The sequence below is a fragment of the Oceanimonas pelagia genome (genome assembly GCF_030849025.1).
Classification (GTDB): Bacteria; Pseudomonadota; Gammaproteobacteria; order Enterobacterales; family Aeromonadaceae; genus Oceanimonas; species Oceanimonas pelagia.
Genome location: NZ_CP118224.1, coordinates 3,425,025 through 3,440,058 on the forward strand (window position 1 = coordinate 3,425,025; position 15,034 = coordinate 3,440,058).

The following is a 15,034-nucleotide window of genomic DNA, read 5'->3' on the forward strand; positions in this document are numbered from 1 at the left end:
TAGGGCAAAGGGCGGCAAATAACTGCGGGGATTGGGGAGCAGGGAACAGGGAATGGTTCTACTCCCTATTCCCCAGTCCCTGATCCCTCAAAGAGGACGTGTCGCCTGCTCCAGCCAGATCAGATCCTCGCCGGCCAGCTGCGGGCTGATTTTTTCCCACACGCCGGCGTGATAGTGGTTCAGCCAGTCGATGTGCCGGGTGTCCAGCCAGGCGGTGTCGATCAGACGGCGGTCAAAGGGCACCTGGGTAAGATGTTCAAACTCGAACACCGGAATGTCGCCGTCGGTCTCGGCGGGCTGCACCACTTCCAGGTTTTCGCAGCGAATGCCAAAGGCGTTTTCCCGGTAATAGCCGGGCTCGTTGGAGACGATCATGCCGGTGGCCAGGGGTACTGTGCTGCCCCTGGGGGAGATGCGCTGGGGACCTTCGTGCACGCTGAGAAAGTGGCCCACGCCGTGGCCGGTGCCGTGATCGAAGTTGTAGCCCTGTTGCCACAGCGGCATGCGCGCCAGGGCGTCCAGTTGCAGGCCGCCGGTGCCGGCGGGAAAGCGGGCGCAGGCCAGATCGATATGGCCGCGCAGTACCAGGGTGAACAGCTTGCGCATTTCCTCACTCGGTTCGCCCACCGCCACGGTGCGGGTAATGTCGGTGGTGCCGTCCAGATACTGGCCGCCGGAGTCCACCAGGTAGATGGCATCCTGCCCCAGTTTGCGCGGTGTGCCGTTGCCGTGGTGGTAGTGGCACATGGCGGCATTGGGGCCCAGCGCCGAGATGGTGCCGAAGCTGGGCTCCACAAACTCGGGGTGTTCCGCCCGCAGGGCGTGCAGTTTGTCGGCCAGGGTGCCTTCGTCTTCAAGCTCGGGGTTGGGCTCGGCGAGGCGGCGATCCAGCCAGGCCAGAAAGCGGCACACGGCCACACCGTCGCGCAGGTGGGCGGTACGGCTGCCCTGCACTTCCACCGGGTTCTTGCAGGCCTTGGGCAGCATGCAGGGATCGTCGGCAAACACCAGCTCGGCACCGGCCTGCTCCAGTACCAGGCTGCTCCAGGCGTTGGCGGTGGTGGGGTCGAGCTGCACCCGGGCCCCTTTTTTGCCCAGCTCGCGCAGGGCAGCTTCCAGCTCGCTCACCGGCGCCAGGCTGACGTTAACGCCGCTGTGGCCGGTCAGGTCCAGGTCTTCAAATTTGGCGGGCTCGGCAAACAGCTGCACGCGGCCGTCTTGGTGCAGCAGGGCAAAGCCCAGCACCACCGGCAGGCAGGGAATGTCGCGGCCGCGAATGTTGAGCAGCCAGTTGATGGGCTCGGCCTGGGTCAGCAGCTGCGCGTCTATGTGGTTGGCAGCCAGCTGTTCGGCAATGCGGTTGCGCTTGGCCTCGCTGTGCTGGCCGCTGTATTCCTGAGAGAGCAGCAGGGCGGGGCGTATTTCCGGCTCGGGCCTGTCGTGCCAGTGATGGTCGATGGGGTTGAGGCTCACCGGCACCAGCTCCATACCCCGGGCCGCCAGTTTCTTTTTGGCGGCATCAAACCAGCCCCGGCTGTGCAGGCGCGGATCAACGCCCACCCGGGCGCCGGCGGCCAGCTCGCCCAGCACATAGTCGAGCACAGGCTGTTCGATCAGATGACGATACTCAAACAGGGCGCTGTCGCACTGGTGGCGCACCTGCACGGTATAGCGGCCATCCACAAACACCGCCGCCTTGCCGGTCAGCACCACGGCGGCGCCGGCGGAGCCGGTAAAACCGGTGAGCCAGGCCAGGCGCTCGGCGTAGGGGGGAATGTATTCACCCAGGTGCTCGTCGTCGTGGGGCACGATAAAGGCGTCCAGTTGCTGTTGCCGCAGGTCGTCACGAACATGGGCAAGGCGTTGGGCGTGGGTCATGGCGATTCCTTAACGAGATATTTGAATGAAATGGCGCCGGCCGGCAGCGCGTGTTTTCACCGTGTGTCGCTCACTCTACTCCGCGCCCGAGGGCTTGGCAAACCGCCCCCGGGGGCGCCATTGCTGGATCAGCAGGGCGGTAACGATCATCATCAGGCCCACCAGGGTGGCCGGGTAGATTTGCTCGCCCACCAGCAGCCGCAGCAGCAGCAGCGAGGCAAAGGGCGAGATAAAAATCAGGTTGGAGATACGGGCGGTGTTTTCGGCGTGGCGCAGCGCCAGCAGCCACATCACAAAGGCAAAGCCCATTTCAAACAGGCCCACATAAATGGCGCCCACCCAGCCCTGCCAGGCGGTGAGGGCGAAGTCCGACAGCCAGGCGGTGGCTGTCACCACCACCGGCAGCCCCAGCATAAAACTTAAGGTCAGGGCCACCAATGGGTCGGCCTGGTTGCGGGTGTTGAGGATCCAGTAGCCGGCCCACAGCAGGGTGGATCCCAGCGCCAGGGTGACGCCGAGGGGGCTTTCAAAGTTGAGGCTGAGCAGGTCACCCCGGGTGGCGATGACCATGGCCCCCGAGTAGCCGAGCGCGATGGCCACCCAGTCCTGGCGGCGAATGGTCTGGCCCAGAAAGGGCACCGCCAGCAGGGTGAGGGTAATGGCCCAGGTGTAGTTGAGAGTCTGGGCCTGTTGCGCCGGCAGCAGATCGTAGGCCTGAAACAGCACCAGATAATAGAGTGCCGGGTTGAGCAGGCCCAGCAGGGCGTAGTAACCCGGGTTCTGTTTAAAGGTACGGCCCAGCAGCTGCAGCTTGCCCTGGCGGGCCAGCAGGCCGAGCAGCAGCAGCAACGAGCTGATGGTGGCCACCAGCAGCAGCTGGGCCGGTTCAAAATAACCCAGCGAGAGCTTGAAGGCGCTGGCCACGGTGGACCAGCAGGCCACCGCACCCAGTCCGAAAAGATAGGCTTTTTTCTGATTCTTCATAGTATTGCCCCGTGCAGTAAGGTGGGCAGTGTAGGCAGCCGCTCAGGCGTGAGCAAGGGGCCTGATCACAGCTTCTTACAACCGAAGCGGCGCAAGGGGGGTACTCACAGCTCTTCAAAGGGGCGGCGTTTTTCCTTTTCCAGCACCAGCTTTTCCAGAGTGGTAATGCGCTCCAGCAGCCGGCGCTGTTCGGCCTCCAGTTCCCTGACCCGGTTTTCCAGCTCGTTCTGGGCCCGGCTCTGTCCGAGCACCAGCACCAGACCGATGCCCAGCGCCAGCAAAATCCATAGCGTCATTCTGTTCTCCCTGTTGGCGGCATTGCCCTTACAGCATGGCCCAAAAACAAAAAGGGCTGCGTAATGCAGCCCTTTTGCGGATTACAGGTTGGCTCAGTGGCCGGCCAGCGCCTTGGGCGCCTGGGTTTCGTCAAACTCCGGCAACGGCCGGTGACGGGAGGCCAGGAAGGTGTAGATCACCGGCAGCACGAACAGGGTAAACAGGGTACCTATGCTCAGGCCGGAGACGATGACGATGCCCATGCCAAAGCGCGAGAAGGCGCCGGCGCCCTCGGCAAACAGCAGTGGGATCAGGCCCGCCACCATGGCGGCAGTGGTCATCAGAATGGCGCGCAGACGAATGCGGGCCGCCACGCGGATGGCCTGGGTGCGATCCCGGCCCCGGTGCAGTTGTTCCTCCTTGGCCACCTCGCACATCAGAATGCCGTGCTTGGTGATGATGCCCACCAGGGTGATCAGGCCCACCTGGGTATAGATATTCATGGTCGCCAGTCCCCAGGCCAGCGCCACCAGGGCGCCGGAAATGGCCAGCGGCACCGACACCATGATCACCAGCGGGTCGCGCACGCTTTCAAACTGGGACGCCAGCACCAGGAAGATGATGAACAGCGCCAGCAGGAAGGTCATGTACAGGGCATTGCCCTCGGTGACGAACTGGCGGGCAGCGCCCAGGTAGTCGTGGTTATAGCCGGCGGGCAGCTCGGCGGTGACGCTCTGCTCCAGGAAGCCGATGGCATCGCCCATGGACACGCCCGGTGTAAGCACGGCACCTATGGTGGCCGAGTTCAGCTGGTTGTAGTGGGGCAGGGCGCGGGGCTGGGCCTCCATGGTGATGGACACCAGGTTGGCCAGCGGCACCATGTCGCCGTTGTGGGCGCGCACATAGTAGTCCTTGATGGAGTCCGGATTGAGCCGGTCGGCCCGGGCCACCTGCGGAATCACCTCATAGCTGCGGCCGTCCAGATCCACCCGGTTGACGTAGCCGTCGCTCATCATGGTGGACAGGGTCAGGGCGATGTCCTGCATGGTGACGCCGTAGGCGCCGGCCTTGTCCCGGTTCACCTGAATCTTCATGGTGCCCGCGTCAAAGGCCAGATCCAGCTCGCTGTAGACGAACAACGGGCTTCGGCTGACCTTTTGCAGCACCTCGGCGGCTACTTCATACAGGCTTTCAAAGTTGTTCGGGGTGGTCAGCACATACTGCACCGGCAGGCCGCTGGAGGCGCCGGGCAGCTCGGGGAACTCAAAGGCACTGATGGCCACCGCCGGAATGGCCTGCAGCGGCGGGGTCAGCCGCTCGATCACCGCTTTCTGGGCATCCCGCTGGCTCCAGGGTTTGAGCACCGCCACCGCCAGCCCCTGGTTGGCGTTGGGCACGCCGGCAATGGTCAGTGAGGTGGACAGGGCATCGTCCTTGTTCAGCACTTCCACCGCCTTGCGCATGTTGTTTTCGATATAGTCGAGGTTGGCGGTGTTGGGCGCCTTGGCCATCATCAGGAAGGCGCCCTTGTCTTCACTGGGGGCCAGCTCGCTGGGAATAAAGCTGAACAGCACCGGCATGGAGCCGAACACCAGCAGGGCGAAGGCGATCACCACCGGACGTCTGGCCAGCACCGCATCCAGCATGCGGGCATAGCCGTCGGTCAGGCGATCCAGGGTGTTCTCCACCCCCTGTTCAAAGCGGCTGGGGTTGACGTGGGGCTTGAGCAGCCTGGAACACATCATGGGCGACAGGGTCAGCGCCACCACGCCGGAGATAAACACGGCCCCGGCCAGGGTCAGGGCGAACTCCTTGAACAGCGAGCCGGTAATGCCCCCCATCAGGGCGATGGGGGCGTACACCGCCGCCAGGGTGATGGTCATGGTGATCACCGGCACCGCAATTTCCCGGGTACCGAGAATGGCGGCCCGGTAGGGCGACTCCCCGGCCTTGATGTGCCGGTCGACGTTTTCCACCACCACGATGGCGTCATCCACCACCAGACCGATGGCCAGCACCATGGCCAGCAGGGTCATCAGGTTGATGCTGAAGCCGAACAGGCTCATCAGAATGGCCACGCCGATCAGCGACAGCGGAATGGTGATAATGGGGATCAGCACCGCCCGCAGCGAGCCCAGGAACAGGGTGATCACCACCACCACGATCAACGAGGCCTCGAGAATGGTTTTCACCACCTCGTGAATGGACTCGTTGATGGCGTCGGTGGCGTCATACAACAGCTCCATTTTGATGGTGTCGGGCATGTTGCGTTCGAGGTCGGGCAGCATGTTGCGCACGTTCTCGGCCACGGTCAGCGGGTTGGCCGAGGGCGTGGGGTCCACCCCTATGATCACCGCCGGCTGGCCGTCGGCCAGGGCGCGCACCACGTCGTGGCTCTTTTCCAGCGACACCCTGGCCACGTCGCGCAGGCGTACCACGGCGTCGTTGCGGGTGGCGATCACCAGCGACTCCAGCTCCTCGGCGGTCTCAATCTGGGTGTTGATGTCGCTGTTGTAGAGCATGTAATAGCCGGTGGCCTGGCCGGCGGCGGCCTGGTAGTTGTTGGCCTGCAGCACCGACAGCACCTCGGGGGCGGTGAGCTGCTGGGCGGCGAGGCGCAGCGGATCCAGCCAGATGCGCAGGGCGAACTTGGCGCCGCCGAACAGGTTGATCTTGGCCACCCCGTCCACCGAGTAGAACTGGGGCCGTACCACCCGCTCCAGGTAGTCGTTGATCTGGGGCGAGTTCAGCTGTTCACTGCTGAAGGAGATGTACATGATGGAGGTTGAAGCCCCCGTGGTCATTTCCAGACTGGGATCTTCCGCTTCCCGGGGCAGCTGGGAACGCACCGAGTTGACCCGCGCCAGTATGTCCGACAGCGCCGCGTTGGAATCGGTGTTGAGCTTCATCTGCACCGTGATCCTGGAGCTGCCGTTGCTGCTCGACGAGGTCATGAAGTCGATGTTGTCGGCCTGGGCAATGGCCTGCTCCAGGGGCTGGGTAATAAAGCCCTGAATCAGATCGGCGCTGGCGCCGTAATAGCCGGTGCTCACGGTGATCACCGTGTTGGTCATTTCCGGATATTCACGCACCTGCATTTTCTGCAGGGCCTGCAGCCCCAGCAGCACGATCAGCAGGCTGATCGAGACGGCCAGCACCGGCCGTTTAATGAAGATATCGGTAAAACGCATGGGGTTCTCCGCTTACAGCAGGGGGGCCGACGCCGGGGTGTCGAGGGCGTCGCTTTCCACCGGGTTGACCCGGCTGCCGTTGGACAGGCGCACCTGGCCCGAGGTGACGATGATTTCACCGGCTTCCAGGCCCTTCACCACCCGGGCATAGTCGGCTTCCCGCTCGGCCACGTCCACCACCCGCTGACGGGCGACCTGCACGGTCTCGCCGCTGTCGGTGGTTTCTTCCTGCACCACGTACACGGTCTGGCCGTAGAGGGTGAAGTTGATGGCGTGCTGGGGCACCAGGATCTGGCCGGTCTTCACCGGCAGCTGCACGTTCAGCTTGGCGAACATGCCCGAGCGCAGCTTGCCGTCCTGGTTGGGTATGCTGGCCTGCACCTGCACTACCCCCGACTCCGGATTGATCTGCGGTTCAATGGCGGTGATTTCGCCTTCAAACGGCGTCTCCGGGTAGGCGTCCACCAGAATGTTCAGGGCCTGGCCCACTTTAATGTCGGCGATGCGGGTCTGGGGAATGGTAAAGCGAATACGGAACTGGCTGATGTCCTCCAGCCGGGCGATGTCGGTGCCGGCATTCAGGTACTGGCCGAGAAAGGCGTTGCGAATGCCCATGACGCCGTCAAAGGGCGCGCGAATGGTGCGCCGTTCAATGGTGGCCTTGAGCGAGTCGATCTGACCCTGCAGCTCCCGGTAGCTGGCGTCGGCTTCATCCAGCTGGCCCTTGGATACGGAGCCGCGCTGGAACAGCTGGCGCATGCGCGTCAGGTTGGCCTGCACCGCCGGCAGCCGGCCTTCGGCGCTGCGCAGGTTGGCCTTTTCCACGTCGGCGTCGAGTTCGAGCAGCACTTCGCCGGCCTTGACGCGCTGGCCGGACTCAAAGTGAATGGCGCGCACGATGCCGGCGGACTCGTTGCTCACGTTAATGCCCTGAATCGGTTCGATAAAGCCGATGGCGGCAATGCGCGGCGTCCAGTCGACCGGGGTGACCTCGGTCACCGTGACCGGAAAGCTGGGCACCGGCTGATTGGCGAAGTACTGGGCCATCATGTTTTGCTTGAACAGGTTAAAACCAATGACGCTGCCGAAGATCAGAATCACCAGCAGCAGCATGGACAGGGTCCATTTTTTCATTTAAGTCACTCCCGCGACATAGTTGTTAGCGTTTTAAAATGGCGTTCCAGGCCGCATCCATCAGCTCGTCAAAAATGGCGTCGTTCAGCTGAATGCAGCCCCGGGTGTGTTTTTGGGTCAGCAGCATCAGGTTTTCCAGTGCCAGAAAACCCAGCAACTGTGCCGGCAAATCCCGAAACAGGCCGGTTTCCCGGCCGCGCTCAAAAAACTCGAACACAGGCTTGAAATAGCGCTCATCCATGCGTTCTTCCTCTTCCCGGTTGAACAGAGGAGAGGCCTCGTACTGAACCCGGTACAGCAGGCAGTCGGCATTGCTCAGCAGGTAGTGCAGGCAGTTCTGCCACAGCACGCGAAACTGCTCGTAGCAGGGGGTTTGCGTGTCGACGTTCTTCAGCAGGGCCTGGGAGACCTCCTGCAGCCGCTCCTCGTGCACACAGCGCAGCAGGCTTTCCTTGTCCTTGAAGTAGCGGTAAATGGTGCCGGTGGCCACTTCGGCCTCCTGCGCCACCAGGTGCATCGACATGCCCTGAAAGCCGCGGTTGGCGATCAGGTGTTCCGCCGCATTGAGAATGCGCTCGCGTTTGTTGGTCATGATGTTCTGTCCGGATTCTGAATTGCGAATGAATGAACGTTCATTCCTTTGCCGATTCTAGGGATTTGCCGGCCCAAGTCAATTGCCGGTGACCGATCCTTTGTTCACTTTAGTTAAAAAAAACGTCACTTTGCCGACAAAATCGGCAGATGCACGGCGGGAGCAAAAAAGTGCTGGACAAGGGGAGGGGCTGACCTTAGTATTCGCAGCGTCCAATTATAGAGCGCCCGTAGCTCAGCTGGATAGAGCGCTGCCCTCCGGAGGCAGAGGTCACAGGTTCGAATCCTGTCGGGCGCGCCATTCGGTATTGGACGGTAGAACATTGGTGACCGTAGCTCAGTTGGTAGAGTCCCGGATTGTGATTCCGGTTGTCGCGGGTTCGAGCCCCGTCGGTCACCCCAGTTTCAGGCCACGGCCTGAAAGCAGTAAATATGCGAGGGTGGCGGAATTGGTAGACGCGCTAGCTTCAGGTGTTAGTGTCCTTCGGACGTGGGGGTTCAAGTCCCCCCCTTCGCACCACTGCTTTCAAACACATTCGCAAGAGCAAATGTCACGGCGTTTAGCGCAGCATTGTAACGCATCTCGTGTTTTGGGAATAAGCAGACCAGAGGGTCGCACCCGAGCAGAACGAAGAAAGTAAAATAGAAGTTTCCGGCGTTTAGCGCAGCCTGGTAGCGCATCTGGTTTGGGACCAGAGGGTCGCAGGTTCGAATCCTGCAACGCCGACCAGAATTACCGACCTTAGCGTCGGTTTTTTTGTGCCCGGCGTTTGGCACCGTCTTTTCCTCTCCTACTGCCCACTTCGGGCCAATCCCACACAGCGCGGGACTTGCGCGGGAATTAACCATACAATGTGACCCAGGTCTCTGTATTACACGGCTTTTCAATGGCTGACGAAACAAAACTCAAAAAAACCAAAACCACCAGGCCGGCCGGTGCCACTCAGGTGCAATCCCTGTCCCGGGCGCTGCTGTTGCTGGAGCGGCTGGCCGCCTCCGACATGGGCATGTCGCTTACCGACGTGGCCGGCAGTCTGGGGCTGGCACCGTCCACCGCTCACCGTCTGCTCAACAGTTTGCGCAGCCATGACTTTGTCGATCTCGACGAAACCCAGGGGCTGTGGAGCATTGGTGTGAATGCCTTTTCCATCGGCAATGCCTACCTCAAGAAGCGCGACTTTATTGCCCAGGCCCGGCCGCACATGAAACGGCTGGTGGCGGAAACCGGCGAAACCTCCAACCTGGCCATTCTGGAGCAGGGCAGCGTGGTCTATGTGGGCCAGGTGGAATCGCCCCAGACCATGCGCATGGTGGTGTCGCTGGGCAGCCGCTCGCCGGTGCACGCCGCCGGCGTGGGCAAGGCACTGCTGTCGGCGCTGCCGATGAAGGAAGCGCTGGAGCTGGTGCGCAAGGGCGGCATGAAGTCCTACACCGAGCGCACCATTATCAATCCCAGCCGGTTCGAGCAGGAACTGCTGAAAATTGCCCGGCAGGGCTACTCCCTCGACGACGAAGAGCAGTTTGAAGGCCTGCGCTGCATCGCCGCCAATATCTACAATGAACACGGTGAGGCGGTGGCCGCCATTTCCATCTCCGGCCCGGCGGTACGGGTAAAGTGGGAACGCATTCCCCAGCTCAGCGCCCTGGTGATGGACGCCGCCAGGGAAGTTACTCAGGCCATCGGCGGCAAGGCGCCCAAAGTCTAAGGGCGTGTAGCCGGTATAATTTTTACTGCTTGTTTTACCGTGCCCTCCGTCGGCCAAAGCGCACTGCTTCTCCGGCACGCCGTAAACCCCTCCCTGGGGGCTCCGCTGCGCCATCCCTGGCGCAGAGGGCGCGGCGAAGCAGACGCCCTTTGTCCTCCTGCCTGGCTATTGAGTTGACTGACGGGAGCAGACAGGCGACATAGAAAGCTTCGTATTGCGTACAAAAAAGGCCAGTCTTTCGACTGGCCTTTTGCATGGCTGACTAAGCTCAGAAGCTCAGCGGGCGGTCGCCCTGCTCGTCCTTGATGCGGGTCGGCAGACCCATTTCGTTGAGCAGGTTGATGAAGGGCTTGGGATCCAGCTCTTCCACGTTGACCATTTTCTTCACGTCCCACTCGCCGCTGGCGATCAGCAGGGCCGCGGCTACCGGCGGTACGCCGGCGGTGTAGGAAATACCCTGGCTGCCCACTTCGGCATAGGCCTCGGCGTGATCGGCCACGTTGTAGATGAACACTTCCTTGTCCTTGCCGTCCTTCTTTCCCTTCACCTGATCACCGATGCAGGTCTTGCCGGTGTAGTCGGGGGCCAGGGAAGAGGGATCGGGCAGCACGGCTTTCACCACCTTGAGCGGCACCACTTCCAGGCCCTCGGCGGTCTTCACCGGCTGCTCGGACAGCAGGCCCAGGTTCTTGAGCACGGTGAACACATTGATGTAGTGCTCGCCAAAGCCCATCCAGAAGCGTACGTTGGGCACGCCCAGGTTCTGGGACAGGGAGTGGATCTCGTCGTGACCGGTCATGTAGCTGGTCTGCATGCCCACCACCGGCAGATCGTCGGTGCGCTTGTGCTCGAACATTCGGTTCTGCACCCACTCATTGTTCTGCCAGGACCAGACCCGGCCGGTGAACTCGCGGAAGTTGATTTCCGGATCGAAGTTGGTGGCAAAGTAGCGGCCGTGGCTGCCGGCGTTGATGTCGATGATGTCGATGGAGTCCACGCTGTCGAAGTATTCGTTCACCGCCACGGCGGCGTAGGCGTTGACCACGCCCGGATCAAAGCCGGCGCCGAGAATGGCGGTAATGCCCTTCTCTTCACAGATGGCTTTGCGCTTCCACTCGTAGTTGGCGTACCAGGGCGGATTTTCGCAGATCTTGGTCGGATCTTCGTGAATGGCGGTGTCGAGGTAGGCGGCGCCGGTCTCGATACAGGCCTGCAGCACCGACATATTGATGAAAGCCGATCCGACATTGATCACCAGTTGCGACTGTGTTTTGTCAATCAATGCCTTGGTGGCTTCGATATCGAGCGCATCCAGGGCATGGGCTTGCAATTCACCGGCAACCTTGAGGCTGCCCTTTTCCCGCACGCTGTCGACGATTTGCTGGCACTTGGCAACAGTACGCGAGGCGATGTGAATGTTACCCAGCACATCGTTATGTTGCGCACACTTGTGGGCAACAACCTGGGCAACACCACCGGCACCAATAATCAGAACGTTCTTCTTCATCTTTTTCCTCTGGAGCCTCCTTGAAAGGCTGCGTTGTGGTTACTCCATGCCTCAGGAGAGGCTGTCTACAAAGTCGTCAAAGGTAAATTCCCTGACCAGGTTTACGCTGCCGTCGAGCTCGCGCACGGCAATGGCGGGCATCTGCACGCCGTTAAACCAGTTTTTCTTCACCATGGTGTAGCCGGCGGCATCGATAAAGGATAGCCGATCCCCCACCTGCAACGGCCGGTCGAAGTTGAATTCGCCGAAAATGTCGCCGGCCAGGCAGGACTTGCCACACACCATGTACTGATGTTCGCCCTCGTTGGGGGCCATTTTGGCGCTCTCCCGGTAGATTAGCAGATCGAGCATATGGGCCTCGATGGAGCTGTCGACGATGGCCAGCTGCTTGCCGTTGAACAGGGTGTCGAGCACGGTTACTTCCAGCGAGGTGCTCATGGTGATGGAGGCCTCGCCGGGCTCCAGATACACCTGCACGCCAAAGCGCTCGGAAAAGGCTCTGAGCCGGGCGCAGAAGCGGTCCACCGGGTAGCCTTCGCCGGTGAAGTGAATACCGCCGCCCAGGCTCACCCAGGTGATCTGCGGCTGTTCCAGCAGGCCGCCGAACTTGTGTTCAATTTCGCCCAGCATGCGGTCAAACAGCTCAAAGTCGCTGTTTTCGCAGTTGTTGTGGATCATGAAGCCGGAGATTTTGTCCATCACCCGCAGCACCTTGTCCGCATCCCACTCGCCCAGGCGGCTGAAGGGGCGGGACGGATCGGCAATGATGAACTCGGAGCTGGACACCCCCGGGTTCAGGCGCAGGCCGCGCACATGGCTGGCAGACGCTGTTTCAAAGCGCTCAAGCTGACCGATGGTGTTGAAGATGATCTTGTCGGAGTGGGCCAGCACTTCCTCAATTTCGTGATCGGCATAGGCCACGCTGTAGGCATGGGTTTCACCGCCGAACTTCTGCTTGCCGAGCTTCACTTCGTTGAGGGAGGAAGAGGTGGTGCCGTCCATGTACTGGCTCATCAGGTCGAACACCGACCAGGTGGCAAAGCATTTCAGGGCCAGCAGCGCCTTGGCGCCGGAGTGCTCGCGCACATAGGCGATTTTCTCCATGTTGCGCAGCAGCTTGGCCTTGTCGATGAGATAGTAAGGCGTCTTGATCACTCGGGTCATACCTCCAGGCTGTGAACACCACCCGCGTCCGGGAATTTTAAAGCGCGTGATTATAGAGGAAAGGTGGTCATGCTTCGAGCAAAAAGTGCGGCAGCGGCGGCGCCGGCAACGCAAAAAAAGACCGGCACGGGGGCCGGTCTCGCTGAGAAAAGAGAGTGAGCCGCGCCGGGCGGCTCAAAAATATAGTTGTTGTTTGAGTTCGGGCTTACTTCGGCAGCACCAGAATGGCGCGGAAGTCATTGACGTTGGTGCGGGTCGGGCCGGTTTCCACCAGCGCGCCCAGCTGGGAGAAGAAACCGTAGCTGTCGTTGTTGGCCAGGTAGTCTTCGGCTTTCAGGCCGGCGGCTTGGGCCTGGGCGTACAGCTCGGGGGTGATCATGGCGCCGGCATTGTCTTCCACGCCGTCAATGCCGTCGGTGTCGGCGGCCAGGGCATAGACGCCGGCCTGACCCTTGAGTTCGTTGAACAGGCTGAGCATGAATTCGCTGTTGCGGCCGCCCCGGCCGTTGCCCTTGATGGTGACCGTGGTTTCACCGCCGGACAGGATCACGCAGGGCGCCTGCACGGGCTGGCCGCATTTGAGGATCTGCTTGGCGATGGCGGCATGCACCTTGGCCACTTCCCGGGCTTCACCCTCGATGCAGTCACCCAGCACCAGCGGCGCCAGGCCCTTGGAGCGGGCCAGGTGGGCGGCGGCGTCCAGGGCATCCTGGGGAGTGGCAATCATGTGGAACTCGGCCTTGCTCAGGCGTTCGTCACCGGGCTTGACGGTTTCGGACTCGGGGCTTTCCAGCCAGGCGCGCACATGGGCGCCCACTTCGATGCCGTAGCTGTCGAGAATGGCCAGGGCCTGGGCGGAGGTGGTCGGATCCGCCACGGTCGGGCCGGAGGCGATTACTGTGGCTTCGTCGCCGGGCACGTCGGAGATGCCCAGCGCGATCAGCCGCGCCGGGTAGGCGGCGGCGGCCAGGCGGCCACCCTTGATGGCGGACAGGTGCTTGCGCACGCAGTTCATTTCATCGATGGCGGCGCCGGACTTGAGCAGGGCCTTGTTGATGGCCTGCTTGTCGGACAGGGTCAGCCCCGGAGCCGGCAGGCTCAGCAGGGAAGAGCCACCACCGGACAGCAGGCAGATCACCAGATCGTCTTCGCCCAGACCCTGCACCAGCTCGAGAATGCGGCGACCCACGCGCTCACCGGCATCATCCGGCACCGGGTGGGCCGCTTCGATGATTTCGATACGCTCGCAGGGAGCGCCGTGATCGTAACGGGTCACCACCACGCCGGACAGTTCCCCTTCCCAGATGGCGTCCAGCTCGGCGGCCATGGAAGCGGCAGCCTTGCCGGCCCCGATGACAACGGCTTTTTGACGAGTATCCTTCGGCAGGTATTCGGCCAGGTTACCCTTGGGCAGGGCGGCGGCCACGGCGCTGTCGAATAACTGCTGTAACAACTCCTTGGGTTGGATATCCATTGCAAATACTCCTGAAAAAACGGCTGTCTTGGTGCTGTTGTTGATTCAATAACGGGGTGGGGCAGAACGACCGGTGACCAGTGTCTAACACAAAGCCCCCTGAGTGAAAGTCAGCTTGTCACCGGCGTCTGCCCCGAGGTGTACCGAAAAGCGGCTGAAGCCTCAACACCGCCTTTCGGTTCAGGACTTACTCGCCCCGAATGTTGTGGTTGGCCAGGTGCTCCAGCGCCTTGACCATGCCGGAGTGATCCCAGCCGGCGCCGCCCAGGGCGTTACAGGTGTTGAACAGCTCCTGTGCGCTGGCGGTGTTGGGCAGGGCCACGCCCAGCTCGCGGGCACCGCTCAGGGCCAGGTTCAGGTCCTTCTGATGCAGGGCGATACGGAAGCCCGGGTTGAAGGTGCCTTTCACCATGCGCTCGCCGTGTACTTCCAGGATCTTGGAAGAAGCAAAGCCGCCCATCAGGGCTTCACGCACCTTGGCCGGATCGGCACCGGCCTTGGAAGCGAATACCAGGGCTTCGGCCACGGCTTCGATGTTCAGGGCCACGATGATCTGGTTGGCCACCTTGGTGGTCTGGCCGTCGCCGTTACCGCCTACCAGGGTGATGTTCTTGCCCATGATTTCGAACAGCGGCTTGATCTTGTCGAACACGGCCTGCTCGCCGCCCACCATGATGGTCAGGGTGGCGTTGATGGCGCCGACTTCGCCGCCGGAAACCGGGGCATCCAGGAAGTCGGCACCGGTTTCGTTTACGCGCTTGGCAATGGCCTTGGTGGCGATGGGGGAGATGGAGGACATGTCCACCACTACCTTGCCGGCAGACAGGCCTTCGGCCACGCCGTTTTCACCGAACAGCACTTCCTCAACCTGAGGAGTGTCGGGCACCATGGTGATGATGACTTCGGCGGCTTCGGCCACGGCCTTGGGGTTGGCCAGGGCGATACCGTTGTCACCCAGCAGGTCGGCCGGGGCCTTGTTGTAGTGCTCGGAGAAGTACAGGGTGTGACCGGCTTTCTGCAGGTTCTGAGCCATGGGCTTGCCCATGATACCGGTACCGATGAAACCAATTTTCATGTTCGTTATCCTTTTGTCTGAAGACGCCGGCGCACCGGCGTCGTGGAAAACCGA

The 15,034-nt window shown here is 61.7% G+C and carries 11 protein-coding genes and 4 tRNA genes; 5 read left to right on the forward strand and 10 right to left on the reverse strand.

Annotated features, from left to right (window positions below):
* Positions 1-87 precede the first annotated feature (87 nt).
* The 6 genes from PU634_RS16370 to PU634_RS16395 all read right to left on the reverse strand — a co-directional run bounded on the left by PU634_RS16370 (position 88) and on the right by PU634_RS16395 (position 8,055).
* Positions 88-1,878, reverse strand: a complete 1,791-nt coding sequence (locus PU634_RS16370; RefSeq protein WP_306761905.1) for an aminopeptidase P family protein — start codon at positions 1,876-1,878, stop codon at positions 88-90.
* A gap of 75 nt (positions 1,879-1,953) precedes the next feature.
* Positions 1,954-2,862, reverse strand: coding sequence for a DMT family transporter (locus tag PU634_RS16375; RefSeq protein WP_306761906.1), 909 nt, complete (start codon positions 2,860-2,862; stop codon positions 1,954-1,956).
* A 104-nt stretch (positions 2,863-2,966) separates the two neighbouring features.
* Positions 2,967-3,158, reverse strand: a complete 192-nt coding sequence (locus PU634_RS16380; RefSeq protein WP_306761907.1) for a hypothetical protein — start codon at positions 3,156-3,158, stop codon at positions 2,967-2,969.
* Between the two features lie 93 nt (positions 3,159-3,251).
* Complete coding sequence (locus tag PU634_RS16385; protein WP_306761908.1) at positions 3,252-6,329, reverse strand: multidrug efflux RND transporter permease subunit; 3,078 nt, start codon at positions 6,327-6,329, stop codon at positions 3,252-3,254.
* A 12-nt stretch (positions 6,330-6,341) separates the two neighbouring features.
* On the reverse strand, positions 6,342-7,463 hold the full coding sequence (locus PU634_RS16390) for an efflux RND transporter periplasmic adaptor subunit (protein ID WP_306761909.1): 1,122 nt from the start codon (positions 7,461-7,463) through the stop codon (positions 6,342-6,344).
* A 25-nt stretch (positions 7,464-7,488) separates the two neighbouring features.
* The gene (locus tag PU634_RS16395) at positions 7,489-8,055 is read right to left on the reverse strand and encodes a TetR/AcrR family transcriptional regulator (protein WP_306761910.1); all 567 of its coding nucleotides are present in this window, start codon (positions 8,053-8,055) and stop codon (positions 7,489-7,491) included.
* Between the two features lie 223 nt (positions 8,056-8,278).
* Between PU634_RS16395 and PU634_RS16400 the strand changes: the two genes are divergently transcribed.
* The 5 genes from PU634_RS16400 (at position 8,279) to PU634_RS16420 (ending at position 9,760) form a co-directional block, all read left to right on the forward strand.
* Positions 8,279-8,355 (forward strand) — tRNA-Arg (locus tag PU634_RS16400).
* Positions 8,356-8,380: 25 nt separating this feature from the next.
* A tRNA-His gene (locus PU634_RS16405) sits at positions 8,381-8,456 on the forward strand.
* Positions 8,457-8,488: 32 nt separating this feature from the next.
* Positions 8,489-8,574 (forward strand) — tRNA-Leu (locus tag PU634_RS16410).
* Positions 8,575-8,707: 133 nt separating this feature from the next.
* Positions 8,708-8,784, forward strand: a tRNA-Pro gene (locus PU634_RS16415).
* 157 nt (positions 8,785-8,941) lie between these two features.
* A complete protein-coding gene (locus PU634_RS16420; RefSeq protein ID WP_306761911.1) occupies positions 8,942-9,760 on the forward strand; it encodes an IclR family transcriptional regulator in 819 nt (272 codons plus the stop codon).
* A gap of 268 nt (positions 9,761-10,028) precedes the next feature.
* Here the strand turns inward: PU634_RS16420 and PU634_RS16425 are convergent, their stop codons facing one another.
* The 4 genes from PU634_RS16425 to glxR all read right to left on the reverse strand — a co-directional run bounded on the left by PU634_RS16425 (position 10,029) and on the right by glxR (position 14,989).
* The gene (locus tag PU634_RS16425) at positions 10,029-11,267 is read right to left on the reverse strand and encodes a saccharopine dehydrogenase family protein (protein ID WP_306761912.1); all 1,239 of its coding nucleotides are present in this window, start codon (positions 11,265-11,267) and stop codon (positions 10,029-10,031) included.
* Positions 11,268-11,318: 51 nt separating this feature from the next.
* On the reverse strand, positions 11,319-12,431 hold the full coding sequence (locus PU634_RS16430) for a carboxynorspermidine decarboxylase (RefSeq protein ID WP_306761913.1): 1,113 nt from the start codon (positions 12,429-12,431) through the stop codon (positions 11,319-11,321).
* Between the two features lie 205 nt (positions 12,432-12,636).
* Positions 12,637-13,905: a glycerate kinase type-2 family protein gene (locus PU634_RS16435; RefSeq protein WP_306761914.1), complete on the reverse strand. Its 1,269-nt coding sequence runs from the start codon at positions 13,903-13,905 to the stop codon at positions 12,637-12,639.
* Between the two features lie 187 nt (positions 13,906-14,092).
* Positions 14,093-14,989, reverse strand: coding sequence for a 2-hydroxy-3-oxopropionate reductase (gene glxR, locus PU634_RS16440; protein WP_371319649.1), 897 nt, complete (start codon positions 14,987-14,989; stop codon positions 14,093-14,095).
* Positions 14,990-15,034 lie beyond the last annotated feature (45 nt).